Genomic DNA, 25,278 nt, shown 5'->3' on the forward strand with positions numbered 1-25,278 from the left:
TGAGACAATGATACGAGTGGCTATGATTCACTTGATGCTTAAAAAATTATCAAAATAAAATCAAAACAGCCTCTAAGTCTTCGTAAATATTTATGGCTGTATCTGGTATTTCATTGAAGTCTGCTACATACTTTTCAAGCAAGAAGGTTTTTTTTGTTAGTTGATGTTCCTCCTTTAGATATAGCCTTTGATTGTTGACCCTTAAATCACTATAAGGCATTGATACAGCTTCCTTAGGCAGGAATACATTTTCAACAAAGTTTCCTTTGAGGTCATAAATTTTCATTGTTGTAAAACGGGTAGTGGTATTTGTTCTGCTGGTTTCAAACAAGAAGTAGAATTGGTCTTTAAATAGAGCAACTTCAGTCAGTCGACCATTATTGGATATATCAAGAGTGTCAGTTTCAACCAATATTCCTTGACCAATAGTATCTGTGTTAGCCGAAATAACTTCACTGCAACGCAATATCAGAAAGGCTATTGGTATTATGTAAAGTGCGTGCTTCATAAAATCATTACCAACGGGTTAGCCCATAAGGAGTGCGAAGCAGAGCATAGCTAATGGGCAGGGTTAGCGTATATATTTTTTCTTTCTGTTTTCTTCGCTGAATATTATGTCCATGTCCCGCTACCCAAAGATTTTACCAGTTTGTGTAAAGACCTTCCAGCATGGCACCATTCGCAGCACCCTCAAAGCTTCTTTTTCAAATTATTGGTTATCCCTATGCCTCATCTTTCCTGTACTATCTTGCATTTGCTGTCTGTTTCAAAATCTATGGATACATGCTCCCATTTGTTCGGCAAAGCTTCCCCGTTTATGTTAGAGTAGAGAAAGCTTTTTAGTGAGTCTTTATCTTCATATGTGCAGTCAGGTGATGCATAGTATTTAGTGCTTACCATGTAAAGTGATTGAGTATTAATTGGCATTTCTAACGGTTATAATAAAAACACAACAGTACTTTTAAGAATTTTTAGGAGGCACTTTTCTCTCTTTTCTAACCCCTGTCATAACCATTATTCCCAATGATACCAAATTAGCTAAATTATATGATGTACTTAGTGCTCCGCCAAATAAGAATGAATTGAATAGCCAAGTCAAAAATGAAAACCCACAAAGTAAGTAGACAATAGCTCTTGCCATAGAATGCTTCTTTCCCCAAATCAAAGACAGGAGTAAAGAGATAAATGCCAGAAACCAAATCAGAAATGCAAACAGTTCTAAGGCGCTACCGATAAATTTTCCACCTTCTGCATTGCTATATAGTGGCAACAAGAGAAGTGTTATAAGCCAAAGCAGTCGCTTACGACTAATTAAGCATTTGCTAATCTTCTTCATTTATAAATATAAATCCTGACTAACGTTTATAATGTAGCTAATGGGCAAAGCGTAGCTTAAACGCTGCACTTTGTGAGGCGATTTCCTTTTTACTACTTTTCAAACTCCTTACTTAGCAAATCAGTGTAGACTTTGGCTGCCTGTTTCAGGTTGTGCTCCCTGTACTTGTTATCCTCAGCAAAAAGGAAATCTTCCATATATACTTCCTGCTTCCTATCGGCAGAGACAAGTGTCAACCTCTTGAAACCATGATGAATTTCTTCATACTCGGTTTTAAACTGTGAGCTAAATATTTTACTCTTTTTGCTGACTACCTCTTTAAACAGTGCTGGATTGCTGAACTCTTTCACTACATCTTCAACACAGCATCCTATTTCCCTGGTAAAGTATTTTTCCCCTTCCGCCCAAATAAGGTGCGTGTCTGTACCACTGTCTTCACAGTTACAGCCAATTTCTCGGAGAAAGACACATCCAAGGCAGCCGCTCTTATAAATTAGCACCTATTCAACCTTTCTTTCACTGATTAACTGTCTGCTTTGAGCTTCTGCTAAGCTGTCAATGTTTAGGTGTTTTATCTTCTGCGAATTGACATAGCCAGCATAAAGCATGAGCAGGAAGATGATAAGTATAGTTTTCATTTATGATTTAGAAACCGCTCAACGGCTTGTGTAGACGACTTGCGAGGCGTAGCCGAAGCATGAAGTATACACGTGGTTAGCTACTGTAATTCTCGTTTTTCACCCATTTCAGCATTTCTGGATATAGCTCAAAGACCTTCTTGTTGCCATCATACTTCTGGAACAGTTCCAGCAGATGCTTACTAAAAGCTCCGAACCTTACAAAGCCCCTGTTGTTTTCCATAAAGGCTGTTGGCTGAGGCATCACCTTCTCATAGATGCTTTCCCCAAACCTATCATAAAGGTAAAGACCGAAAACAGCCCATGTCATGTATTCATTGAAGGTTGCATAAGGGCTACCGTAGCTGCCACCTTTATTCCACTTGCCTAAGTTAGACATCGCTTCGTTTATATCATCAGCATAGTTGTCCGATATCGGGTTAACGTAGTTGTGGTCTATTTCTGTGAAAGCCCTTCTCAAAGCTAAAGCATCTGTTATACTTGAGTTTACCGAATCCCCTCTTGTAAGAGATGGGGCAGACATGAATATAATGTTTTCTTTGAAGCCGTTGTTTTCAAATAGGCGTATGCTATGGGAGCCCCCCGCCAGTGGGCTCATGATGATTCGGTAGGAATCCACCTTGTCTGGGAATTGCCCTTGCAGCCAATCCCAGGCTTCTTTCACCTGAGCCCTTTCATGCTCAAGTGACTCCAACTTTGCATAAAATAGTTTCTCGCTCTGGTAAAATGCAAGGTAATCGCTTACTGTGGCAAAGTCTTGGATTGAAGGCAACAGCTGTTTGAACTGGTCTCTTGCCCTAAAGCCAGCGTAGGTGCTGGATTTAACCATCCTTTGCCCATCAAACACATAAGCGGCACTGTTTTCCCTGATGTTGATGTAAGAGCCTGAAGATAGTTTAGCATTTAGTTTCTCAAAGACTGGGTGATTCTTGTAGGGAGCAAAGTACTCCATAACACGTTTGTAGTACTCCGAGTCCTTATTGACCCAGTTTGGCTGCGCATTACCTGCAAGTGCCACCAGAATATTGGCAAGCTCATATACCTGGGGTATCACCACGTTTACTTTACCACTGTTGATAGCCTTATAATTATCATCATACGTGCCAGGGTTGAACTGCTTGTAGATATCCAGCACTACAGTATCATTCTCACTGGTCCAGTCTATAAACTCTCGCTCTATCCCGTTGTTTGTGATGCGAATGGTATCACTTTCAGAGTAAAACTTAGAGTCCTTCCAGCCGCCCCAATAGGTAAAATCGAACTGGAGCGTGTCCTCTTTGATGTTGTTACTTTCCAGTGTCCGCACTAACGCTCCTTGGTAGTTAACGCCTAAAGTTTCGGTTTCTATAACCCTGGAAGGGGTTTCTTGCTTGTATACCTTGGGGCTGCATGAGGTTGAAAGTACAGCGAGTATGAGTATAAGCTTTTTCAAATTTTAACTTTTATTGTAGCTAACTGTGTGGTGCAGCCGAAGCCCTAAGCGAATCGTAGCAAGGGTTAAGGCTGAACTTGGTTGGCGGCAGTAGTTTTACAAAATATACAGTATTCTAACATTCATCTTTTAGTACTTTCAGATTGTGGTGATTAATGAAGCCTATCGTTACTGTCACTACAATTAAAAAGTATATTGTCCAAGGACTGGCTAATGCTGTAATCCCATTAATGCTATACCCATTGAATCCTGCAACAATGTATATGAGTAAATTTGTGACGCAGGAACACCAGAGGGTTCTTTTTATTAATGAAGTATAGTCAACTTTGTAGCTTTTATTTTTTGCCATTGTTTTAAATACTCCTGTCACTACATAAGAAGTCACTACCGATATGCATATAGGTATGCAGAGTATGATTAACCAAACGAAGAGCATGTATTATGTATATCGACTTTTAATTTTAAATATTACTATTTAATTTAATTATGTAATCCCGCACTAAATTGGTAAAGTCACGGTAACATTGAATGAAAAGTAAATTACTTAACTTTGTTTTACCGCCAACGTCTGGGCTAAACGGCGGCGGAGGCCGTCGGCCGAAGGCTGACGTTTAGGTGTGGTTGGCTGTAGAAATTTTGGTTTCCTATTAAAAAGAGGTACTATCTTCTTGAGTAAGTCTCCACAAAATCCCCTTTTTCAAAATGCAATTCGCTTTTGTCAACCTTTATTCTTTGAGTGGTGTTATTGAACTGCAACTCATAGTATATATAGTCATCGTGAATCGAATGGCTCTTTATTTCATAATCGAAAGTAAAACTGTTTGTGCCGTTTATGTATTCCGCAATGGTAGAATCTCTTATCAGTAATATTTTATTATAATCCTCTTTGGGAAAGTTGCAGGCTCCTGTAAATCCTCCGCAAGATGATTTTAATTTCCAATCTCCAATTAAAGATATTGAATTATTTACCCCATCATTATCCTTTTCACAAGAAATCATGGTTATACATATGCTTAGCATTAAGAGGAAGTTCCTTTTCATGATTCAAATTGCTTTTTTATTTTTGACCCTTCAAGTCTTACAATAGTTGCATCATTATCCTGACTAACGTATATTTTTCAGGCCGTTGCGAAGCCTAATTCTTCAGGTTTCAGATCCAATTTAGCGATGTTTTTCTTTATCCGCTGCACCAGTTTTAGCTTTCTTTTCTCGTCCAGGAACAGGTACTGGGAAGGTGGGTTGTAGGGCATCAGTTGGGTGAGCATTTTCCAGATGATCACCGCCAGCTTGCGAGCCGTTGCGCTCACAGCCGCCTGCCTACCCTTGCGGAAGCCTACCCGTTTAAAGAAGTCCGACAGGTGCGTCTCCTTTAGGTTACCGATGGCATTGGCAGCTTGTCTGAGAGCAATTTTTATTCGATTACTGCCTTTGGGAATATGACTGCTCAGGACCCTTCCCCCACTGACCTTGGTGTTGGGGCAGAGCTTGAGCCAGTTGCAAAACTGCTTGGCCGTGGGAAACTTCCTGATCCCTTCTGCACCTAACTCGCTCATCAGCGTGAGTACCGTTGAGTGGCTCACCCCCTCTATCTGGAGCAGGTCCACCCCGCCAAAGTACTGGAAGGCCAGCTGGTTGAGATCCATCTGCTGCGGGGCATTCTTATTAACCCGCTTGTAAGGTTTAGGATCCGTCTTCAATTCCCGCTTCCTTTCATCAACTCCCACCTGCTCTCTGAGCAGCTGCTCGATGGCTGCATCACAGCTGGCTATTTTGTTCTGAAGCACCTTGTAGAGCTCCAGCTCCTGTGTGAGGGCGAAGAGCAGGTCCCGCCGGCCGTTGCCGTGCAATGCGCGGGCAATCTCCTGGGCAGACTTGCGGCAGTTGCCGTGGCGGAAGCAGGCCAGGCGCTCAGGATCCGTCTCCCCCTGGCAGACGGCCTCGATGATGGCCATGCCTGTCTGCCCGGTCACATCCCGCACCACCACATCGAGCCGCAGGTTCAGAAGGCGCAGGTACTTGTGCATCTTCTGCGTGGTGACGGCGGCCGTCTCCAGCAAAGAGGTGCGGTGGCGGCAATAGGTGCGCAGCTCTTCGGTGGCCTGGTCAGGCAGAAAGCTACCCGTGAGAAGCCCCAGTGAATGCAGCCGCTGAATCCACTGGCAGTCCTGTACGTCTGTCTTACGGCCCTTGATATTCTTGGTTAACTTGCCGTTGCAGAGCAGCACATCGAAACCTGCCTGCTGCAGCACAGTGAATTGGCTCTGCCAGTAGGTGCTAGTGCTCTCCATGGCCACCGTCGTGATATGCTGCGCATGCAGCCAGGCGGCCATCTCTTGCAGGTCAGACTCATAGACACCGAACTCCCGCACCTGGTCTGCCCCCTGGCCCACGGCCGCATAGTGGGAGCGGCTTCCCACGTCAATACCCGCTGCGTGGGGGTGGACGATCTCCATAGGCGAACTTCTCTTTTTCATAGCTGTAAGGAATGAAGTGAAATAAAAATGATCCCAGGGGAATGTACTCTTCGGTATTGAAAGTATCCTGATCGGGGTCTCCGTAGAGCCACCATTGAAATCACCTCAAAGCCCCTCTACCAAAGCAGTAGGGCTTCTACATTCCAACCAGAATTACGCGCGAGCTTCAATGCATCACTTAAAATTCGGTCTTGCAAGGGATACTGTGGTAATACGCAGAAACGTTAGCGAGAGAAATCAATAGTTAATATAGGGGGAATGACACCCAACGGCTTTGCTATAAGGTGGCGTAGCTAACTTATAGGTTTTGTTGGTGGAAGAAATTTTTATTCTATTTCAGACCAATCTTGAATTTCATACTTTCCAGTCTTAGCATCTACTTTCAATGCCTTTCCGCCTGCTTCGTATGGGTCCCATGTTTCAGTTGCATATGAGTAAATGCTCCATGAAATATCATACACCATACCCTCTAATTTTATGTCCCAGCCTTTTATTCCTTTATCGAAGTCTAACCGTTTAGCAATGTTAGTAGCATAATCTATATTCCAGAACAAGTTCTTAGTCTGTTGACCTTTGTAGTAGTTGGCAATATCTGCTTTGGTAATTTTTGTGTTAAACTTGCTCTCGACTTTATTTCCATCTAAAAAGACCACGACTAAGTTCTTATTAACTTCTGTTCTTCCTTTTAGCTCAAAAGTTACCAAGTCAAGAGGACCTTCATAAACTCCAGCTAAGACAAGCTTTTCTCTTATTACCTTCTCTCCAAGCCTTTTCTTTAGAAATTCTTGAGCAATTTTTACTTTAAGAGAATCGCCAGATACTGCTTGTGCTAAGCAAACACTGGTACAAAAAAGCAATATAATAGTGAACAGTTTATTCATTCTTTTTACCACCAACGTGTTCGTGTATACCCTGTGCGAGGCTGTCAGCCGAAGCATAAGGTATAAACCTTGTGCTTGTTGCACAACCTATTGAAGATAATCGTAAAAGCATATATTACCAAATCTTTGATGGGATGCAGGGCAGGAAAACTTTCGAAGACGAGCGGGAGCTGCGCTTCTCGCTCTCGGCGCACGTGCCGGCGCACAACTTCTACCGGCGGCTCAAGGACAGGCTCGACCTTTCGTTTCTCTACGAGCTGACGGCTCCCTATTACGGCCGCTGCGGCCAGCACTCGATTGACCCGGTCGTCTTCTTCAAGCTCTGCCTGGTGGCGCACCTGGAGAACATCTCCTCTGACCGCAAGCTGATCGAGCACTGCAGCCTGCGGCTGGACCTGCTCTACTTCCTGGGTTACCAACTCGACGAGCCGCTGCCCTGGCACTCGACCGTCTCGCGCACCCGCCAGCTGCTGCCCGTGGAGCTGTTTGAGCAGGTCTTCACGCGCGTGCTCTCCCTGTGCGCAGACGCCGGTATGGTGTCAGGCCACACCCAGGTCATCGATTCTGCCCTGGTCAAAGCCAACGCCTCCATGGGCTCGCTCGAGCTAAAGGTATCGGAAGAAGAGTTGGAGACTTACTTTCAGCGCTTCAGAACGCTCAGCCGCGCTGACCGCCAGGCTAAAGCCAACAGGGCCGCCGTTGAGCAGCGGGTGGTTTCGGCCAGCCGCCAGGAACTGCAGGAGATCAAGGCCCGCAACCGCAAGTGGCGCCTGGAGCAGGATTACCTCCCCGGCGCCCACAACAAGGGGGCCAAGTACACCTCCAACAAAACGCACTACTCGCCCGTGGACCCCGACGCCAGGATAGCCGTCAAACCGGGCAAGGCCCGCAAGCTCTGCTACCTGCTGCAGCTGGCCGTGGACACGCACCGCCACGTCATCACGCACGCGCAGGCGGACCATGCCGACCGAAAGGACAGCCTCTGCCTGCCCTCCCTGCTGCGGGGGCTCACCTCCAGGCTGCAGGGCCTGGGCCTGGGCTGCACGTCACTGCTGGCCGACACGGGCTACTCCTCGGGCAGCAACTACGCCCTGCTGGAGCGGGAGGGCATCGCGGCCTTCATCCCGCCCCACGGCACCTACAGGGGCGGCCCTGCGGGGTTCACCTACAACAGGGAAGAGGATTATTGGCTGTGCCCCTGGGGAAAGAAGGCCACTTTCCGGAAAGTGGTGCTCAGCAAAGGAGAGACCAGCAAGATGAAGGTGTACTACACGACCAGGAAAGATTGCAAGGGCTGCCCTTACCGGGAAGGGTGCATCGGCAAGCTGCATGAAAAGCGCGTGGAGGTCACCTACTACCGCGAGGAGTATGAGCGCACGATCACCCGGATCCAGAGCCGCTGGGGCAGGCGCATGAAGCGGCTGCGGCAGGCCACCGTCGAGCCGGTGCTGGGCACGCTGCTCGATTTCCTGGGCATGCGCCGGGTCAGCACCCGCGGGCTGGAGCTGGCTCACAAGGGCATGCTGGTGGCCGTTGCGTCCTACAACCTGCAGAAACTGCTGCGCTTTACCCCGAAAAGAAGCCAAGTGGCCGTCATGGTCCTGCCCAGGCCTGATCGGGGAGCGCTTTTTGGGGAAAGGTTTAGAAAGTTAAGGGAAGGAGGAATCAGGAGAAGGATAGAGAGCAGAAATTACTATAGAGTTGTGCAACAGCTACCCTTGTTGGCACTTGTTATTTTTTCAGGTACTCATTATTATAGTGAAGCTGAAAACTCTCAGGTAAGTATAAATTTACCTGCTTCACAAGTTCATACAAGAAGTCTAATTTATAGCTATCAATACGAAAGCTCTTATAATTATCCTTATGCTGTAATATCACATCATAGGTATAGCCATGGTCTGACAAGTTACTTATATCTTCTCCAGGATTAGGTATAGAAGACTGTTCGTAACTGTACTTAAGTTCACTAAAGTTAACGGTACTTAATATTGATGCAATATTTTGCCTACCCTTTTCAGGTATAGCTACTACAAATACTTCATCATCTCCTGCTAAACCAAAGCTACTCTTCCTTACTTTTATTGAATCTTGAGTGACTTCAAAATTGTTGTCTACAAACATCGCCCACTCATTGATGTGTATTCTAAAGTCGCTGCTTGAGTTACTCTGTGAATACCCCAGCCTACTTAGTACAAAATACAAGATTATAGTTAAGTAGACTTTCTTCATTTTTATTAATTAAAAATATGTGCCAACCTTTAGATTAGCGCTATATAATTTTTCCAACAGTCATACTTTTCTTTTACCAGGTGTAGAGGTAACTTTTAGCTATACCTGAAGAGCAGCCAGTGAACTACTCGCTAACAAGGCGAAATTCCTACAGTCCGAATCAGTCTGGCTGCTTTTATTTTTCATTGCAGGCGAGGAATCATATAGATTTTCGGGACTTCGGGCCCATGATAAAGGTTTCGATTCGCAGCTTGCCTTAACCAATGTTAAAAGATATGGAAAAGCCAGTGCAACCGCAAGTCTCCCCCTTTATTCTGGGCATCGATGTCTCCAAAGACAGCCTGGACGTGTGCCTGACCCGAAAGGGCGAAGGAGCCCTGCACCACCAGAAGTTCAACAACAACAAAGAGGGCTTTCAGCGGATGAAGGCCTGGCTGAAGCAGCAGGGCTGCGAGGCAGGCAAAGACACCCTCTGCTGTATGGAGCACACAGGCATGTACACAAGGCAACTGGTGCACTACCTATTGGCACGGGAAGTGAACGTGTGGCTGGAGAGCGCCCTGCAGATAAAAAGAAGCATCGGCATGGTCAGGGGGAAAGATGACAAGGTGGACGCACAGAGAATCGCCCGCTACGCCCTGCTGCACCAGCAGGAGGCCCAGTGCCTCTCGCTCTCTGGCGTGACACTGGAGCGGCTAAAGGATTTGCAGGCAAGCAGAGGCAGGCTGATAAAGGCTCTAAAAAGCATAAAGGGCACCATCAAAGAGCTGCTGCATATAGACCCTGTGTCTGGAAAGACGCTGGAGCAGGTGAACAGGAAAGCCATCAAGGGATTAGAAAAGAGCAAGGAGCAAGTGGAGGAAAAGATGCAGCAGTTCATAGCAAAGGATGGAGAACTGAAGCGCAAGTATGACCTGCTGACCTCGGTGAAAGGCGTGGGTAAAGTTCTTGCCATCTCCCTTCTGGTCTACACCCAGGGCTTCACCAAGATGGAGGACGGGCGCAAGCTGGCCTGCTACTGCGGTGTGGCTCCCTTCGAGTACCGAAGCGGCACGAGCGTGATGGGTAAGACAGGTGTCTCCAAGTTCGCCAACAAAGAACTGAAGCAGGTGCTGCACATGGCGGCTCTGAGCAGTATTCGCAATAACGGGGAAATGAGGACGTATTTCGAGCGGAAAGTCGGGGAAGGCAAGAGCAAAATGAGTGTCTTGAATGCCGTAAGGAATAAGCTGCTGCACCAGGCAGTGGCCGTTATTAAAAGGGGAACACCCTATGAGGTGAGGTTGAATATTATTTAGGGCGAAAAGCTTGTTTTTATCATAGATTTCGGATTAGTACTGGCTGCGAGTGAGGCGTAGCCGAATATGGAGCCAGTGCCGTGTTGGTGGAGGTAATTTTATTTTGCCTATCAATCGATAAGGTGTGGTTTTGTAAGCATTAAAAACAAAATAATTAGACCACCACTGAACACTAAATGAAACAAACCCAACTTTTGCCCCTGCATGTATTCTTCTTCGTATAAGAAAATATCTCTAAGCACATGATTAGGAACTGTCAACTTATGTACAAAATAGGTCATTCCAGCCCAAACCCCAAAAACAAGGTAAACTAAGTAGTGTTCTACGATATACTTTCTTAAGCTATACATCCCAAAGATTGCAACAGCTATTTCCCAGAGTGTAAAAAGCTGTATGGTGAAACAAAAGCCCATCACCATTTTCGTCCAGAAGGCACTAAGGGAGTGTTCTTCACTCCTTCTGTATCTTTTGTAGAACGATACATTGATTAGGTTAAGGTGATTTAACTTGGGATATTCTTTATCATTCAAAATTGGCATTTACTTCATAGTTTTTATCACCACCAACGGGCTGGTATAGCAAATGGCAAGGCGTCAGCCGCAGCATAGATGCTATACTTTGTTGTATGGGGTTATTATTTAAATTTTTGCACAGTCACGCAACTGGCATCCTGCGATAGTTCGAAGTTGATTGCCCACTGGAATTCAGTATCAAATACAGTCATTAATGTGTCTCCGTTTTGGTCAGCTCTATCAAAGCTAAGAGAACAAATAATAAACTTTAACCAAGGTCCACTAAAGTTCAACAGCCCGACTCCAACGTAGTCATTTACAGCTTGGTCAATTACGTTTGTTCTAAACCAGATGGGACGATTGCTATAATTCTTTTGAAAAACTCTTTGAATGAAATTAATGACTTCAGCTATTTCTACTTCCAGTTCTTGCTGGTTGAGTAGGTCTGGATTATTTAAGTCTATTGGAATTACCTTTTCATAGCTTTTCTCGCCAAGTCTCTCTAAAGTGATTCCTACATCATCTATAACGAATTCCTGTTTGATTCTTTTTTCGTAGTAGCCTAAGTCAAATTCCATCAGGTCATTCATTCTATAGTTTTAATCCCATACAACGGCTCGTACATGAGGTGAGCGAGGCGTAGCCGAAGCATTCCTCATGTGCTTTGTTGGGCGATGGTATTCTTCAGTTTACAACAATGATTGTTTTTCTATTAATCAGCTTGTTTGTTACTAAGAAGATGTTGCTTAAAAGTAGCGAGCTGAACATAATCGCTAAACGTTCTTTCTGATAAATGTCAAATAGGTAGAGTGTAATTAGCACAAGTACATTTATACTTAAGGCTACCAAAGCTGGCATCACAAATGTCTTCCTTATCTTGTAGGTCAACATAAACAGCAACATATAAGGTATAACAGTCAAAACAATTCTAATAAATGAGTACAACATCATCCCTTCGAAGTTAATGTCGCTGGTGCCTTTCAATGTTATAAACCAGTATGCAAGGACTGATTCACCTATACTTTGGGCAAGGCAAAACATAATTCCTAATCCTGCTGATTTACTTGTTTTCATTCCTTCTTCTATAATTACACTACCGCCCAACGTTTAGTACAGGCTGTGAACGAGGCGAAGCCGAGTATGGAGCCTGTGCCGTGTTACTTGCTGTAATTCTTTATTTCTTTTAAATAGAATTCTACAAGCTTTTTTGAATCATCAGAAGTAAGAACGCAGCCGAACATCGTCTTCGTTTCTGGAAGCTCTTTAAAGATGGTCTGAATTCTGTTCTCTATTTCGGCTTTATACTTTTCAAACTTAGCTGTATTCCTATAATATTCTTCAATAGCCGTCAATCTTGTCGCTGGATTCTTGCTGAAGAGCAGCATTAAGTAATCTTCTGGAATTAGCTGTTCCCTTACATCATGATATGCTTCTCTGTTGGGTAATATGCTTGATGTGAAGTCACCTGTATAACCGTAAACAATTCCAGAGAAGGGAGTCATTAGGTAAGAAAGAGCCATGTTCGATGGTTCTCTTGGGAAACCATTCAGCGGCTTTGCCATTTCTTCAAAATTGTAGTAGTAAGTTTCAACGTTGTTGTTATCGTCAAATCGGTAAAGCGGTGAATAAAACTGCTTATACCTGTCAGTTAACCTGTCGTCTCTGGGCATTTGAGGGTTAAGCTTATAACTTATAAGTTTATCCTTATAGTAAATTAATTGGTAGAAGACTGTCACGTACCCCTTACCCATACTACCTTCAATTGAAGAGTAGCCAAAGCCCAAATTGTCTTCCCATTTCTTTATTGGCTCCAAGTATCCTTCTATTTCAAGAGCGTTATCTTTAATAGCTTTTATGTAATTAGATATAAAAACAGAGTCCTTCTTTACCCACGCTTCTTCAATTTTAGCTTCTTGGGCATAAACTATTGAAGACGTAATCATAAGAAGAAGAATAAATCCTGCTGTTTTCATGTCTTTATTGCAAGTAACGTTACTCGTGCAGCCGAAGCCCGTAGCGGAGCTAGGGTTAAGGCTGCACTGGGTTACGGGGTAGTAATTCTTACTTTTAGAGCTCAATTGAGATTTTTACTTTTCCGCCCAATCCTTTTTCAACAATATCGAATAAGGTTTTGAGAGTAAGGTTACTTCCGTCGTTTTCAACTCTGGAAATATAGGTTCTTTTCTTGTCAATGATTTCCCCTAACTCCTGCTGGGTAAGATGTCGAGCTTCACGGGCTTTTTTCAGCTCAAGCCCGATTTTAAACGATTCGAACTCCCTGTCAAGGTTATCGCGTCTCTCTGTTCCCTTCACTCCGTACACTCTGTTCTTGATGTCTGCCCAAGAACTAACTTCTCTTTGTTTATCTTTTCCCTTCATAATATTCAGCCATTAATTGTAACGCCTTGTCAATCTCTTTCTTTGGTGTTTTCTGTGTTTTCTTCTGAAAGCCGTTAAGCAAAATGACCAGTCTGCCTTCATCGAAGAAACAGAACACCCGCCAAATGTTGGAAGCTAGTTGTACGCGTGCTTCATAAAGTCCGTCTGTGCCTGCCAGATGCTTCAGGTAATTCTGAGGCACCCGCTCAAGTGTTTCTATCGCTTCCAAAATCTTAAAAATCTTGTCCTGCACCTTAACGGGCTGCTCCTTCAAGAAATCTTCAAAGTAGTTTTTGTAAGCAATGATTTCTCTGATTTTCTCCATCTGCTGTATTTTCAACAGTAAATGTAACTTAAAAGTTACTATAATCTATAAAAAAATATCTCTTTTATTATTCCTTATTACCCGTAACGGGCTGGGCTATGAGGTAGCGCAGCTACCTTATAGGGTTTGTTGTGCATAGTGGTTTTTATTTTTTTCAACCCACTTTTTCGTCTCATTAATTACAATCTTTTCAATGTTCTCTCTTCTTGCTCCGTCCCAATAATGATTGAATTCAGTGTCTTCATAGTCAAGGTCGTCCCAAGCCCAATAAAGTAGATAGAAGTCGTAAATCAATTCTTCATAATCTCTCATTTGACAAAATTTGTAGAGTTCAGTCAAATTCTCTCTTACTCTTTGTTCTCTGGCGATTTGATGCACGAAGTAGCTGGCATAACTTAAAATTGCATCGTCGCCACTTTTCATTTCAAGTCCGAGTTCCTTAACTGTGGCTTTCACATAGTCAATTACTTCAAAGTAGTTTGTCGGCTTGTTAAAACTCGCAAGCATTAGTAGAGTTGGACTTTCATACCCAAGTTCCATCATCTCAATCGCCCAATCTATACTTTCATTAGTATCGACTTGTTGAATTTCAGGAAACGCTACAATCTTATATGTCAGTTCGCTTATTGGCTTGGTCATTTTACATCCTGACTAACGTTTATTTTTCAGGCTGTTGCTAAGCCCAATTCTTCAGGTTTCAGGTCTAATTTAGCGATGTTTTTCTTTATCCTTTGCACCAGCTTCAGCTTTCTTTTCTCGTCCAGGAACAGGTACTGGGTGGGCGGGTTGTAGGGCACGCGGTAAGTGAGCATGTGCCAGATGATGACCGCCAGTTTGCGGGCCGTGGCACTCACCGCCGCCTGCCGCCCCTTTCGGAAGGCTATCCGTCTGAAGAAGTCCGACAGGTGCGTCTCGCGCAGGTTACCGATGGCATTGGCCGCCTGCCTGAGCGCAATCTTTAAACGGTTGCAGCCTTTCGGGATGTGGCTGCTGAGCACTTTGCCTCCGCTGACCTTGGTGTTGGGGCAGAGCTTGAGCCAGTTGGTGAACTGCTTGGCCGTGGGAAACTTGCGGATGCCCTCGGCGCCCACCTCGCTCATCAGCGCCAGCACCGTCGCATGGCTCACCCCCTCTATTTTGAGCAGGTCCACCCCATTGAAGTACTGAAAGGCCAGCTGGTTGAGATCCATTGCCTTAGGCGCGTTCTTGTTGACCCGCTTGTAAGGCTTGGGGTCAGCCCTTAGGCCCCGCTTCTCCTCATCTGACGCTACCTGCTCTTTCAGCAGGTTTTCAATGGCTACATCACAGGCGGCGACCTTCTCCTGCAGCACCTTGTATAGTTCCAACTCCTGGGTGAGGGCGAAGAGCAGGTCCCGCCGACCGTTGCCGCACAGGGCGCGGGCGATCTCATCTTTCGACTTGCGGCAGTTGCCGTGACGGAAGGAGGCTAGTTTCAAAGGGTCGATCTCCCCGGCGCAGATGGCCTCGATGATGGCCATGCCCGTCTGCCCCGTCACATCCCGCACCACCACGTCCAGGCGCAGGTTCAACAGGCGCAGGTACTTGTTCATCTTCTGCGTGGTCACGGCGGCCGTCTCCAGCAGCGAGGTGCGGTGGCGGCAGTAGGTGCGGAGCTCCTCGGTGGCGCGGTCAGGCAGGAAACTGCCCGAGAGCAGCCCCAGCGAGTGCAGGCGCTGGATCCACTGGCAGTCCTGCACATCGGTCTTGCGGCCTTTGATGTTCTTGGTGAACTTGCCGTTGCAGAGCAGTACCTCCAGACCCGCCTGCTGCAGGGCCGTGAACAGGCTCTGCCAGTAAGTGCCTGTGCTCTCCATGGCCACGGTAGTGATGCGGTTCCCGTGCAGCCATGCGGCCAGTTCCTGCAGATCTGCATCATAGACGCCGAACTCCCGCACCTGGTCCGCCCCCTGGCCTACGGCCACAAAGTGGGAGCGGCTGCCCACGTCGATGCCGGCGGCGTGGGGGTTGACAATCTCCATGGGCGTGCTTCTCTTTTTCATAGCTTTAGGAATAAAGTGAAAGAAAAACGATCCCAGGGGAATGCACTGTAGGTATTGAAAGTATCCTGATCGGGGTCTCCGTAGAGCCACCACTGAAATCACCTCAAAGCCCCCTTGTGCAGAAGGCTTTTTACATTCCAACCAGAATTTGACCCGAGCTTGGAAGCATCAATTAAAATCCGGCCTTGCAAGGGATACAGTAGGAGTACGCAGCAGCGTTAGCGAGAGAAATCAATAGTTAATATGGGGGGAATTATTGCCAACGTGCTTGTGCATACAAAGCCTGAAGCATTAGCGAAGGTTATGTATGAACTGTGTTGTATGTTGCTTTTTTATTTCTGCTTGTTAAAGTTCAGGTTATACTGAACACTTAGCCTTCCTAAGACTGAAAAAAGGTAAACGTCTTCTTTTGACTTATTAATAGTCCTTATTTCTGATGTTCCTTCATAAGTGGTTTGCGTGTCTATTCGATTAACAGAACTAGTAAACACAGGAACCGCCAGCCCTGCTTGGGCATTTAACTTTACTCCATAAAGGGTATAGCTATAGCTTACAACTGGGTCAGCAGTAAGGCCCCTTAAATTTTCATAGCTGCTCTTTCTGGCACTGTTGTTTGGGTGAGTATCATAAAAGTCGAAATCAGTGTAATGCGAATACGCTAATCTGAGCCCGACCCCATACTCGCTTCTCCCTATTTTGTTGCCTGCATTCAACTGCCCAAAAGCAGTCCAATACCTGGCATTCGTCTCTTCGCCAGAGTCATCGCCTTTAAAGTACCAATAGTTATTGATCCTGCTTGCTCCAGCACCTACAAAAGCTTCAATTATAGGGAAATAAGGATTAACTTCCTTGAAGAGATAACCTAAGCCGCCTTTCAGCACAAGGTCATTTCTTTCGACATTATACCTGTCACTAAGTATGCTGAGTCTTTTCTTGGTACCATTGTCAAATGTTGCGGCAGAGAAAATAGCCAACTTATCTGTTAAGGCATATGACAAGTTTAGATCGTACCCACCACCCTTACCAACGGATATATGCAGTTGGTTTTCCCTGTCATGGAGAGGGATGATCAGCGATTTTGGCGTGTAAAACTCTTTTTGTGCAAGAACTTGAAAAGGAAGTAATGTAATAGCAAATATGGAGAAACACTTCAGCAGGTGTCGTAACAGATACTCTTCAATTCTATCCATCCTTATTAAATTAAGTTTCATACAACGTTTAGTACAGAAGGCGAGTAAGGCATTGCCGAGACTTGACTTCTGTACCTTGTTGGTAGTAGGTATATTTACTGCATCCAGTCTGCATTGAAGTTGCTCAAGAAAGAGGTGTCTGTGCTTATACCACGACTGTCCTCAAAGTGACCAACGATTTTCATTGTCCATTTCTCCTTAAGCTGCTCGGGACTAATATTCATGCTTCTTACTTTCAACTGATAATAAGCAGTATCATTCTTAATGTTTTTAACTTCTATACCATTACTGAAGTCAAAGATGGACTCTTTGCTGGTAGTATCTATGAGGAAAGTCTTTGAGTAATTTAGATTCGCTTTCCGTGCCATGTTTTCAAACATGCTGTCAGCTATCCACATTTTAGCATGAATTACAAAGAAACCTTCTGTCGAGTCTATAGTGATTCTGCCGTCTGCTTTTACATATTCTTCAAAAGTTCTTCCATCAAGTGAAGGATAATGTGGTGACTTCTTTAGGTCTAAGTATTTTTCACCGTTGTAAGTAGCAGTCGGAAATGGCTCTTCTTCTGCGACATTACTTCCTTCTTTACAGGAAATAAAGGCACAAATGATGGAAAATATTAAGAGAATCTTCTTCATTATTATCAATTACTACCAACGTGCTCGTGCTATAATGTGGGTGAGGCGAAGCCGATGCCTATGTTATGCACTGTGTTGGGCATTGCATTTTCTTGGTAATAACTGAAGATTTTAAATTATCAAACTTCCAGTATTACAAAGCTTTTTAAGATTTCATCAATGTTGTTTTTGTAATCTACCATTTTAGAAGCAGGCACAAAGAAATAGATGTTAATCAATGAATCATTCACTTTAAGAAAGAACAAGTTCAGATATTCATTGGAGTGCTTGTCTAATAGGACAACGGAGTGCGCCTTTAACCCTCCAATAAACATTTCGTCAGTGCTAACTTCTTCCAGATTGTTTACGGCTGCTGCCTCCTTCACCTGCTTTTTCACTTCATCACTTAGTGTCCGAGAACTTGCATTTGCTCCCATCATCAGACTAACACCTTCCTCTTTGTTCTTAAATAGAGCTAATGTATTAGAGCTAATCGAGTCCAGCTTAAAGCTTAGGGGAATTGATATTTTAAAGCCTGCTGGAAAACTGATATACTTTTGCTGTCCGTTATCATACCTAATCAATCCGTATCGAGCGCCTGATTCATAAAATCCCCTTGCCGCTACTTGCCCCTTGATGCTGTAGGAGATAACCTCTCCTTCCAACTGGTCATCTAAGTATGAGCCTTCTTCCTTTTTCTTGCCATTCTCGAAGTAATAGGCATACCTACCATGCTTGCTTCCATTTTTGATAGAGAAAGCTGATTCCACATCACCGTCACTGAAAAAAGTTAGGAGAGTGTCCTGCTGTATGCCATTTTCAAAATAGGTTTTCTTACGCATCACTCCGTCCTTGCGGAAGAACTGTGACCATCCGTGCTGCTTTCCATCTTTGAAGTCAACCAGAGAAGAAATGCTACCCCCTTCGAAGTACTCTGTCATTCTGCCGTCTGCTTCACCCTCACTATTTACATAGTACTCCTGCTTAATTTTTCCTGATGAGTAGTATTCAGTCCTTTTGTCCTTCTCATATATCTTATTCAGAAAAAAGATAATCGCTGCTGCAATGAATATCACAGGAATAAATTTTCTATAGCTCCTTTCTTTCCTCATTGACTAAACTTTCCTCACCTGCACTATTATGCCTGTTTTGAACTGATGTGTTGAATTTTGCTGCACCTTATTCCTTAACTTAATGTTTTGCCCAACGGTCTTGTGCAGCCGAAGCCCGTAGCGTAGCAAGGGTTAAGACTGCACTGGGTTAGGCAGTTTTATATTTGTTCACCTATAAGTTGTTAAGTTCTTATGAGCTTCTTACGTGTGTAGATAAGGCAAAAGCCAAAATCTCCCCCAGTGTTTAAACCAAATTTGATTGCAAGTTGGCAGGTTTAACATACACAAACCTTAAATTGTAAAAATAACATGAGCTCGCGACTTATAGACTTCTTTATTGTAAAATGTAAAGTCTACGTTCACCTATTCTGAACTCACATCGAACTCCAGTTGGTTAACCCAGATCGCTTGTCGGTCAAGGCTATGCCTGATAAGTGCCTCCTGATAAAGTAGCTTCCTTTTAAATTTCTTTTTACCGTTTATGATAATAGTCACCGGCTTTTTCATATTTACCATCTCTGGGGAGATGAACAGACTTAGGCGCCCCACCCGGGAGGTTTCCAAGGTAATGATGTTGTCATGACTAAAAGCCCGGACAGCGCCTGAGCGCCTGTTGTTATTGAAAGCATGCGCAACGGAGTCTATGACTACTTGTGAGTTTTTATTATCGTACCACTGGGTAATTGAAAAGTTGTAGCGCCTGTGCCACGGGGCAGCCTCAGTTAAGGTATCCAGTTTATCGATTGATAGCCAGTCGCAGCGGCCGTAGCGCACATTATCACTCTCCCAATACAAAGAATCTTGGAAAGGGTCGCGCCTTTTTTCCTGGAAAGCCGCAGCCAGCTCCGGCATGGCTTCCCTAAACGCTTCGGTAAAGGGAAACCAGTGCGGCGGACCGGTAAAAGTTCTCACCTGCCATCTTAGGCCAAGCAGATGTGCCAACTGCGTGAGGGTATCCATAGCGGGTTTAGGATAATAATAATCTTTGTCAACGGCGATGGCATAGAATTGCCTGTTTTGGGCATTGCGTAAAAATGTGCCTCCTGTCATAACCTGTGGCCGCGTATTGAACCCGAAGAACCCTGCAAAATCACTGGGGCTATGCACCAGATTTATGAAAACGCCTGTTGCCCCATTAGAATGCCCGGCTAGGTGCAAACTTTGATCCTCCACATTAAATAGCTCGCGCACAACGTGAACCGTGTTCGGCACAATCTGAGCACCAGCCTCGGATGTCATCCAGTTAAAGTCTTTGTTGGCAAAAGGAATTACAAGAATAAAGCCCAGCGAGTCTGCCATATTTGACACGACCTCCCCGGCAATTCTGAAACTGAGAGAGTCAGCAACGATCGGTAGCTCTTTATTTGCCCTCACTGCCCCGTGCAGGAAGAGTAGCACAGGATAGTCGCGGCAGCTGTCATAGTTCGGTGGCACGCGCACATAGCACCTTGTGTCTATGGTATCATTAACTGGCACCCGGAGAGAGCGCCACCTGTTCGGCACCTTCATTGTCTCCTGGTATGTGAAGGACCTGGCGGCCCGGTAAAGTCGCTCTCCCTTTTTTCCCTGCAGGGCCTGTGCCCGTTCATTTTGCCGGCGTTCGCGCCACTCGACCTGCCAAGTATCAAACGAAGCTTGTCTAAATAGCTCCAGTGAGTCTGCCTGGTCTATTCTTTTCTGAAATGGGTTCCAGCGGACATCCGCCTGTAAAGGCTTAAAAGAAGGTTTATCCCACACCACCCGATCCACAATTGGAGAAATAAGTACTTTCTGCAGGTAGTGAAAAGCCTTGTCGAAGTCATTATCAGCAACAGAGAAGTCGGCTAAGTTGTAATAGCGCCAGTATACTTCGCTCGAGTCATGCTGGATGGCCTCTTCCATCAGGCGAATGGCTTCTTTGTATTGCCCCTTACCCTTTGCCTCAAAAGCCTTGTCTAACAGGCGTACATAAGTCGAGTCAAGTTGCTGCCCGTGAGAGGGGAAGCTGAGGGTAAGCAGGAATAGTGTCAGAATTAAGAGTAGAAGCAGGTTTTTCAAGGTTTAAGCTTTAATTAACAATTCAAAGCTACACAAGAGGGAGGTGGTAAAATTGTATGATTGGGACCTTAGCCGTTTTTATCATCAAAATCTAATCGCCAAAAGGTACCCTGCTGGCCCAAGCTGCGGCCCACATGCAACAGCTTTTTAGGGTTATAGCCTGTCCACTTGCGGCATTGCTTGTTCCAATGCGACTGGTCGGCATGGTGGGAGGCGTAGGCTAGCTGGGTAAGGGTCAGTTTTTGTTCTGGCTTTGTGGCCATGTGCAAGACCTGCCGGAAACGGGCAACCTGCCGGTATACCTCCGGTGAGCAGGCCAGGTGCTGTTGGAATAGACGAAGCAAATGCCGGCGGCTGATGCCGTGCTCTTCTGCTATGAGCTGCAGAGGCTTCGGGCTTTCCAGCTCTGTTACAGCTAGGAAAACTGACTCCAGCAGGGGTTGCGGTACCGGCTCAAGCACTTTTAGAAAGAAACAATCGAGGCAGTGTATAAGCTCGGCAGGGGCCGTGATGGAAAAGGCTTCGATGCTTAATTCTTCCAAGGGCCTGTCAAATGGATCGGCTGCTGCTACAAAATTTGGCACCAGTGCGTTTAAAGTCTTTTTTGTAAAAGCGCATAATCCAAGAGGTTTAAATACCACACCTATCTTCCGCAGCGGCCCAGTATGGTGCACCCAAAGCGGTGCCGAGCGAATAGCTGTAAGCAGGTGCAGGGGCTTTGCCGAGGAATTGTAGCTTACATGCGACCCCGCCTCATCAAAGTTGAATTCGGCTTGCTCGAAGAGCGAGAGCGTGTGGTTCAGGTGCGGGAAGCATTGGTAACGTAGCGAGATGTCTGTATCTAGGTAGCGCTGCACATAATAATAATCGATGAAAGGGGCTAACTCGGGTGCCGAAGGGCTTAAACTGGTAAAATTCATACTTCTCCCTCTTCTGTTGTATGGATAAAAATCTAACATACTCCGCCTGTTCAGCCGCTCTATTGAGTGGTATTAAGAATAGCAAAGAATGCGTTGTTGGTACTTCAAAACTAAGCCTACCCTAAGCAAAACAGTGGATTGAGAATTTTAAAAAATGCACAGCTAAACTTAAGCTTTGCTACTGCTCCCATAATTTTCATCCTGACTAACGTTTATTTTTCAGGCTGTTGCTAAGCCCAATTCTTCAGGTTTCAGGTCTAATTTAGCGATGTTTTTCTTTATCCTTTGCACCAGCTTCAGCTTTCTTTTCTCGTCCAGGAACAGGTACTGGGTGGGCGGGTTGTAGGGCACGCGGTAAGTGAGCATGTGCCAGATGATGACCGCCAGTTTGCGGGCCGTGGCACTCACCGCCGCCTGCCGCCCCTTTCGGAAGGCTATCCGTCTGAAGAAGTCCGACAGGTGCGTCTCGCGCAGGTTACCGATGGCATTGGCCGCCTGCCTGAGCGCAATCTTTAAACGGTTGCAGCCTTTCGGGATGTGGCTGCTGAGCACTTTGCCTCCGCTGACCTTGGTGTTGGGGCAGAGCTTGAGCCAGTTGGTGAACTGCTTGGCCGTGGGAAACTTGCGGATGCCCTCGGCGCCCACCTCGCTCATCAGCGCCAGCACCGTCGCATGGCTCACCCCCTCTATTTTGAGCAGGTCCACCCCATTGAAGTACTGAAAGGCCAGCTGGTTGAGATCCATTGCCTTAGGCGCGTTCTTGTTGACCCGCTTGTAAGGCTTGGGGTCAGCCCTTAGGCCCCGCTTCTCCTCATCTGACGCTACCTGCTCTTTCAGCAGGTTTTCAATGGCTACATCACAGGCGGCGACCTTCTCCTGCAGCACCTTGTATAGTTCCAACTCCTGGGTGAGGGCGAAGAGCAGGTCCCGCCGACCGTTGCCGCACAGGGCGCGGGCGATCTCATCTTTCGACTTGCGGCAGTTGCCGTGACGGAAGGAGGCTAGTTTCAAAGGGTCGATCTCCCCGGCGCAGATGGCCTCGATGATGGCCATGCCCGTCTGCCCCGTCACATCCCGCACCACCACGTCCAGGCGCAGGTTCAACAGGCGCAGGTACTTGTTCATCTTCTGCGTGGTCACGGCGGCCGTCTCCAGCAGCGAGGTGCGGTGGCGGCAGTAGGTGCGGAGCTCCTCGGTGGCGCGGTCAGGCAGGAAACTGCCCGAGAGCAGCCCCAGCGAGTGCAGGCGCTGGATCCACTGGCAGTCCTGCACATCGGTCTTGCGGCCTTTGATGTTCTTGGTGAACTTGCCGTTGCAGAGCAGTACCTCCAGACCCGCCTGCTGCAGGGCCGTGAACAGGCTCTGCCAGTAAGTGCCTGTGCTCTCCATGGCCACGGTAGTGATGCGGTTCCCGTGCAGCCATGCGGCCAGTTCCTGCAGATCTGCATCATAGACGCCGAACTCCCGCACCTGGTCCGCCCCCTGGCCTACGGCCACAAAGTGGGAGCGGCTGCCCACGTCGATGCCGGCGGCGTGGGGGTTGACAATCTCCATGGGCGTGCTTCTCTTTTTCATAGCTTTAGGAATAAAGTGAAAGAAAAACGATCCCAGGGGAATGCACTGTAGGTATTGAAAGTATCCTGATCGGGGTCTCCGTAGAGCCACCACTGAAATCACCTCAAAGCCCCCTTGTGCAGAAGGCTTTTTACATTCCAACCAGAATTTGACCCGAGCTTGGAAGCATCAATTAAAATCCGGCCTTGCAAGGGATACAGTAGGAGTACGCAGCAGCGTTAGCGAGAGAAATCAATAGTTAATATGGGGGGAATTCTGCCTAACGTCTTGGCTAAACAGCGGGCAAAGCCATTGGCTGAGGCTGGTGTTTAGGTCTTGTTGGCAAGTGTTATTCTTTTCTTCTTAGTTCTGCAATCCAGGCTTTCGTCTCCTTAATAAGCTTTTCCTTACTTTCTTCTGTGCGTAAAGCAACAGGAATATCTTCCATATTTAAAGACCTTGAGCCAAGGCATGCATATGAGTAATAATAAGTCTTTTTCCCAATAGTAGTCTTTTTTAAATAGAGCAAGTACTCTCCCTCAATGTGAGGGAAAAACGTACAGACAAAAATTTCTTCATCCCCTTCAGTTAGCCCAAACAAAATACTGCCCTCAACTTCTCCTTTCAATACTTCACTAACAATAACCTTATATCTTTTGCCAGCTTTTGTAAGAGTTCCAGTTAAAACAACTTCACTCCATTCATAGCTTTCTTTATCCAACTCTTGGAGAGTCAATTCAGGACATTCACATGCAAAAGCCTGTATCGAAACTGTTAAACTGAAGATTATTATTAATAATACTTTCATGATTCTAATGTTTGCCAACGGCTTGTATAAAAGGCGAACGAGGCGCAGCCGAAGTGTGACTTATATACCTTGTTGCCAGCTGCCTTTTTTATTTTTCTACAATTACTCGATGAAACTTCTCTCCATTTTTGAGTTGACCTGAAATGTCAATAGTCAATGACTTGTAGGTAAGTTCCAACCCAAGTTCGTCTATACTTTTCTTGTTGTTTGATTGAGAGCTTAAGAAGGCATTTGCCTGCTGAATATACTCAGGACAACAGCTTTCGTATTGGCTTCTTTTCTTTAGAAGAGCTTGGTAGAAATTAGTTTGTGCTTGAATTGATTCATTCTTTATTTCTTCAAACCCTTCTCCTGTAATCCAGTCGAGTAATTGTTTTCTATCTTTAAATCCAAGTGCTTCATACACTTTGGGATTATTTGAATTACCGTTAAAATCAGGAATCTCGATAACCCCTTCTTTTATCTGAAGGTCTGACCATTTACTCTGCTTTGTATACTCTAAGGATGATGCTGAATTATCATCTGTTGTGTATTGCAAGAAGCCAAAACCAAACCTGATTTTAGCTGAAATGTCAGATACCAATGATTGGTCAAATTGAATATCCTTACCTTCAAGTCCTTCATGTAGCTGCTTCAGATAATAGGTTGTATCGTTACGCTTAACAACGTCAAAATCTTCTTCAGATAATTCGGTTACTGAAAAGTGTATTTCTTCACCAGTAGGTTTACCTAAACCAGCTACCTTCTCACCAGCTTTATTTTGCTGCTCACAAGAGAGCAACAAGAGAACTCCAACAAGTGATAAGATAGCTTTTTTCATGATTTAGGTTACTGGCAACGTGCTGGTGCTATAATGTGGGTGAGGCGTAGCCGATACCTAAATTATGCATCTTGTTGGCAGGAGGTCTTTTTACTTTTTTTTCACAGTAGATACTATAGCATCGAATTAAGCTAATTTTCTTTTTAGCCTAGTTGTTAAATACCCGCCCCACATTGTTAATAGCGGTACAAATACAACAAAGAATGATGAAATTCTATTCTCACCCGTACCGAACATTATACCATAAATAAACCCAATTACTCCTATTCCAGTCATTGCTATGAGGAGAATGAAATACCATTTGCTCTCAAGGATTGATTTTTCTCTCGTTAGGTCTAAGCCAGTCTGGCATTTAAATTCTTGGATAGCCTTCTCGAAGTCAGCACAGAGTTTTTCTAATTTACTGGAATCACAGTCGTCGTTGGCAAATAATCTAAATTTGGTTCTATCTCTTAGACATAGAGACAGAGAAACCCCATGAAAATGCTCAACTTTGAAAGTCTCGACATCTTGGAAATGAAACGTCGACTGTGATTCTTTTAAATCAATGGATAGTTTGTCTTGGAACAAGAAAGCAACTCCAACAGACCTAAACCTCTTTCCATTTAGATAGAATAGTGTCAGCTCCCCCGAAAATAGAACTGTTCTGAAGTAGAGAAAAACCCTTAACTTTGAACAGTTGCTTATGAAAAGGA

The 25,278-nt window shown here is 45.2% G+C and carries 26 protein-coding genes; 2 read left to right on the forward strand and 24 right to left on the reverse strand.

The genetic code is table 11. The annotated features are described in order from the left end of the window. Positions 1–49 precede the first annotated feature (49 nt). The 7 genes from Q1B04_RS19425 to Q1B04_RS19455 all read right to left on the reverse strand — a co-directional run bounded on the left by Q1B04_RS19425 (position 50) and on the right by Q1B04_RS19455 (position 6,761). Positions 50–508: a hypothetical protein gene (locus tag Q1B04_RS19425; protein WP_299762464.1), complete on the reverse strand. Its 459-nt coding sequence runs from the start codon at positions 506–508 to the stop codon at positions 50–52. Between the two features lie 453 nt (positions 509–961). Next, positions 962–1,336 (reverse strand): hypothetical protein, encoded by a 375-nt coding sequence (locus Q1B04_RS19430; protein ID WP_299762467.1) that lies wholly within the window; start codon positions 1,334–1,336, stop codon positions 962–964. A 92-nt stretch (positions 1,337–1,428) separates the two neighbouring features. Then, the gene (locus Q1B04_RS19435; protein WP_299762470.1) at positions 1,429–1,836 is read right to left on the reverse strand and encodes a hypothetical protein; all 408 of its coding nucleotides are present in this window, start codon (positions 1,834–1,836) and stop codon (positions 1,429–1,431) included. A gap of 214 nt (positions 1,837–2,050) precedes the next feature. Next, positions 2,051–3,406 carry a DUF4932 domain-containing protein gene (locus tag Q1B04_RS19440; protein ID WP_299762473.1) on the reverse strand — a complete coding sequence of 452 codons (1,356 nt, stop codon included), beginning with the start codon at positions 3,404–3,406 and terminating at the stop codon, positions 2,051–2,053. Between the two features lie 660 nt (positions 3,407–4,066). Beyond that, on the reverse strand, positions 4,067–4,447 hold the full coding sequence (locus Q1B04_RS19445; RefSeq protein ID WP_299762476.1) for a hypothetical protein: 381 nt from the start codon (positions 4,445–4,447) through the stop codon (positions 4,067–4,069). A gap of 77 nt (positions 4,448–4,524) precedes the next feature. Beyond that, complete coding sequence (locus Q1B04_RS19450; protein ID WP_299762479.1) at positions 4,525–5,823, reverse strand: IS110 family transposase; 1,299 nt, start codon at positions 5,821–5,823, stop codon at positions 4,525–4,527. Positions 5,824–6,206: 383 nt separating this feature from the next. Continuing rightward, entirely contained in the window at positions 6,207–6,761 is a 555-nt protein-coding gene (locus tag Q1B04_RS19455) for a hypothetical protein (RefSeq protein ID WP_299762482.1), read from the reverse strand. Positions 6,762–6,895: 134 nt separating this feature from the next. On the opposite strand from Q1B04_RS19455, the gene Q1B04_RS19460 reads away from it, so the two are divergent. Both Q1B04_RS19460 and Q1B04_RS19465 read left to right on the forward strand, forming a co-directional pair. Further along, positions 6,896–8,692 (forward strand): IS1182 family transposase, encoded by a 1,797-nt coding sequence (locus Q1B04_RS19460; protein ID WP_299762537.1) that lies wholly within the window; start codon positions 6,896–6,898, stop codon positions 8,690–8,692. A gap of 573 nt (positions 8,693–9,265) precedes the next feature. After that, complete coding sequence (locus Q1B04_RS19465; protein WP_299762485.1) at positions 9,266–10,288, forward strand: IS110 family transposase; 1,023 nt, start codon at positions 9,266–9,268, stop codon at positions 10,286–10,288. A gap of 110 nt (positions 10,289–10,398) precedes the next feature. Here the strand turns inward: Q1B04_RS19465 and Q1B04_RS19470 are convergent, their stop codons facing one another. From Q1B04_RS19470 to Q1B04_RS19550, 17 genes are all read right to left on the reverse strand, one after another. Continuing rightward, a complete protein-coding gene (locus Q1B04_RS19470; protein ID WP_299762488.1) occupies positions 10,399–10,827 on the reverse strand; it encodes a hypothetical protein in 429 nt (142 codons plus the stop codon). Between the two features lie 95 nt (positions 10,828–10,922). Continuing rightward, positions 10,923–11,390: a hypothetical protein gene (locus tag Q1B04_RS19475; protein ID WP_299762491.1), complete on the reverse strand. Its 468-nt coding sequence runs from the start codon at positions 11,388–11,390 to the stop codon at positions 10,923–10,925. 94 nt (positions 11,391–11,484) lie between these two features. Next, positions 11,485–11,874, reverse strand: coding sequence for a hypothetical protein (locus tag Q1B04_RS19480; protein ID WP_299762494.1), 390 nt, complete (start codon positions 11,872–11,874; stop codon positions 11,485–11,487). 83 nt (positions 11,875–11,957) lie between these two features. Further along, positions 11,958–12,773 (reverse strand): hypothetical protein, encoded by an 816-nt coding sequence (locus tag Q1B04_RS19485; protein WP_299762497.1) that lies wholly within the window; start codon positions 12,771–12,773, stop codon positions 11,958–11,960. Positions 12,774–12,867: 94 nt separating this feature from the next. Continuing rightward, entirely contained in the window at positions 12,868–13,179 is a 312-nt protein-coding gene (locus Q1B04_RS19490) for a helix-turn-helix transcriptional regulator (protein WP_046313797.1), read from the reverse strand. After that, entirely contained in the window at positions 13,163–13,504 is a 342-nt protein-coding gene (locus Q1B04_RS19495) for a type II toxin-antitoxin system RelE/ParE family toxin (protein ID WP_299762504.1), read from the reverse strand. The genes Q1B04_RS19490 and Q1B04_RS19495 overlap by 17 nt, the downstream gene beginning before the upstream one ends. A gap of 117 nt (positions 13,505–13,621) precedes the next feature. Continuing rightward, positions 13,622–14,143, reverse strand: a complete 522-nt coding sequence (locus Q1B04_RS19500) for a hypothetical protein (protein WP_299762507.1) — start codon at positions 14,141–14,143, stop codon at positions 13,622–13,624. A 26-nt stretch (positions 14,144–14,169) separates the two neighbouring features. Continuing rightward, complete coding sequence (locus Q1B04_RS19505) at positions 14,170–15,525, reverse strand: IS110 family transposase (protein ID WP_299762510.1); 1,356 nt, start codon at positions 15,523–15,525, stop codon at positions 14,170–14,172. A 332-nt stretch (positions 15,526–15,857) separates the two neighbouring features. Then, the gene (locus Q1B04_RS19510) at positions 15,858–16,736 is read right to left on the reverse strand and encodes a hypothetical protein (RefSeq protein WP_299762513.1); all 879 of its coding nucleotides are present in this window, start codon (positions 16,734–16,736) and stop codon (positions 15,858–15,860) included. Positions 16,737–16,810: 74 nt separating this feature from the next. Continuing rightward, entirely contained in the window at positions 16,811–17,353 is a 543-nt protein-coding gene (locus Q1B04_RS19515; RefSeq protein WP_299762516.1) for a hypothetical protein, read from the reverse strand. A gap of 119 nt (positions 17,354–17,472) precedes the next feature. Continuing rightward, positions 17,473–18,444, reverse strand: coding sequence for a hypothetical protein (locus tag Q1B04_RS19520; protein WP_299762519.1), 972 nt, complete (start codon positions 18,442–18,444; stop codon positions 17,473–17,475). 363 nt (positions 18,445–18,807) lie between these two features. Next, positions 18,808–20,481, reverse strand: coding sequence for a tetratricopeptide repeat protein (locus Q1B04_RS19525; protein WP_299762522.1), 1,674 nt, complete (start codon positions 20,479–20,481; stop codon positions 18,808–18,810). A 68-nt stretch (positions 20,482–20,549) separates the two neighbouring features. Further along, the gene (locus Q1B04_RS19530; protein WP_299762525.1) at positions 20,550–21,401 is read right to left on the reverse strand and encodes a helix-turn-helix domain-containing protein; all 852 of its coding nucleotides are present in this window, start codon (positions 21,399–21,401) and stop codon (positions 20,550–20,552) included. A 219-nt stretch (positions 21,402–21,620) separates the two neighbouring features. Further along, positions 21,621–22,976, reverse strand: coding sequence for an IS110 family transposase (locus Q1B04_RS19535; protein ID WP_299762510.1), 1,356 nt, complete (start codon positions 22,974–22,976; stop codon positions 21,621–21,623). A gap of 328 nt (positions 22,977–23,304) precedes the next feature. Then, positions 23,305–23,763: a hypothetical protein gene (locus Q1B04_RS19540; protein ID WP_299762528.1), complete on the reverse strand. Its 459-nt coding sequence runs from the start codon at positions 23,761–23,763 to the stop codon at positions 23,305–23,307. An 88-nt stretch (positions 23,764–23,851) separates the two neighbouring features. Beyond that, a complete protein-coding gene (locus Q1B04_RS19545) occupies positions 23,852–24,583 on the reverse strand; it encodes a hypothetical protein (RefSeq protein WP_299762531.1) in 732 nt (243 codons plus the stop codon). 126 nt (positions 24,584–24,709) lie between these two features. Then, positions 24,710–25,278 (reverse strand): hypothetical protein (locus tag Q1B04_RS19550; protein WP_299762534.1); only part of this gene is annotated, 569 nt, incomplete at its 5' end.

Origin of the sequence: uncultured Pontibacter sp., assembly GCF_947495565.1 — a bacterium.
Taxonomy (GTDB): Bacteria; Bacteroidota; Bacteroidia; order Cytophagales; family Hymenobacteraceae; genus Pontibacter.